The organism is Aliiglaciecola sp. (assembly GCF_039982535.1).
GTDB lineage: Bacteria > Pseudomonadota > Gammaproteobacteria > Enterobacterales > Alteromonadaceae > Aliiglaciecola.
Map to the genome: position 1 here is coordinate 1 of NZ_JBDWYG010000005.1, position 1309 is coordinate 1309.

1 protein-coding gene is annotated in these 1309 nt (G+C 44.2%); it reads right to left on the reverse strand.

Features of this window, described 5'->3' with window-relative positions; translation table 11 throughout:
* Nucleotides 1-1309 (reverse strand): GLUG motif-containing protein (locus ABJV04_RS00050; RefSeq protein WP_348489062.1); only part of this gene is annotated, 1309 nt, incomplete at both ends.

Here is a 1309-nt window from a genome sequence, read left to right on the forward strand (position 1 = left end):
CGCTAAGTTCTGGCCCGGAATGCGCCGTTTGGGTCCAGCCTATAAGCCCACCTACTCGATCTTTTGCCACTAAACTACCGCTTATGGTAGTATTGGTGATGGTTGAGCCCGCATTAAAACCTACCAAACCGCCCACATAACTAGAGGCTTTATAGTCGATATCCTCTAAATGTAAGTTAGCAATGGTGGCATCCGAAAAATAGCCGAACAAGCCCAAAAAATTAGAGCTTGGCTGGTTAATGGTAAGCCCGTTTATGTAGTGATTCTGACCATCAAGACTTCCGGTAAATTTTGTGGATGAATTCCCAATGGGTGAAAAGCCAAGGCTATCGTTCCAAGTTTGGCTTGGGCTTGCATCAATATTGTCCGTTAGTTGAAAGTGCTTACTCCATTCGGTTTCGTTATCACTTATCCACGAAAGGTTGGCTAAGTTTGCGATTTGGTAGGGATCTGCTTCGGTTCCGATTCCATTCACGGTAAAGAAATCTAAGTCAAACCCGTCCACAGAATCTTTATGGTTAGATTGCAAGTATGGTCTTGTAAAATTGCTATGAATTGTCCATACAGAGCTAAAATCAAATCCTGAATAATTTACTTTCGTTTTACTTTGAGAGGTAGATAAACCTGTTGCCATTTGGGAATTGTCGTCACTTCCAAAAGCGAGTAATTGCCCACTTGCGGTTGAGTCCCAATACGCTTCCGCTACGGTTCCGCCTTCGTTAAGCCCTATAAGCCCCCCAACTGTGGTAGTGCCAAATACAACTCCTGTGGCATACCCTCTAGAAATAGTTCCATCATGATTTCGCCCAATAAAACCCCCAACCCTTTCTGTTCCGGAAATATCCGCTGTCGAGTAACTATCATCAATGGAACCACTGCTATACCCAACAAAGCCACCCCCATATGTTCCTGCTTGTACGGTACCCATGGCATAGCTTGTTGTTATGGTGCCTGCATTTTCTGCCGCAAATCCACCCGCATAAGTAGCTCCGGTTACTTCTCCCGAGTAGTGGCTGCCTGAAATAGAACCGCTTGGAAAATTATATCTAACAAATCCGCCAGCGCTACCACTGCTGTTTACAGTTACGGTTGAATAACTATTTGTAATCTCTACTATGTTTTGCCCCACAAACCCCCCTGCTGTACTGGAAGCAGTAATACTTCCCGTAGAGTAGCTGTTGGAAATCGTCCCTCTATTATTTCTTGCCATACCTGCTACATGTTCTCCTGTGAAATCAATGTCTGTTACACCCAAATTTTGAATGATACTTCCTGTTCCAGCATTTACAAATAGACCGACTTCGTTGGA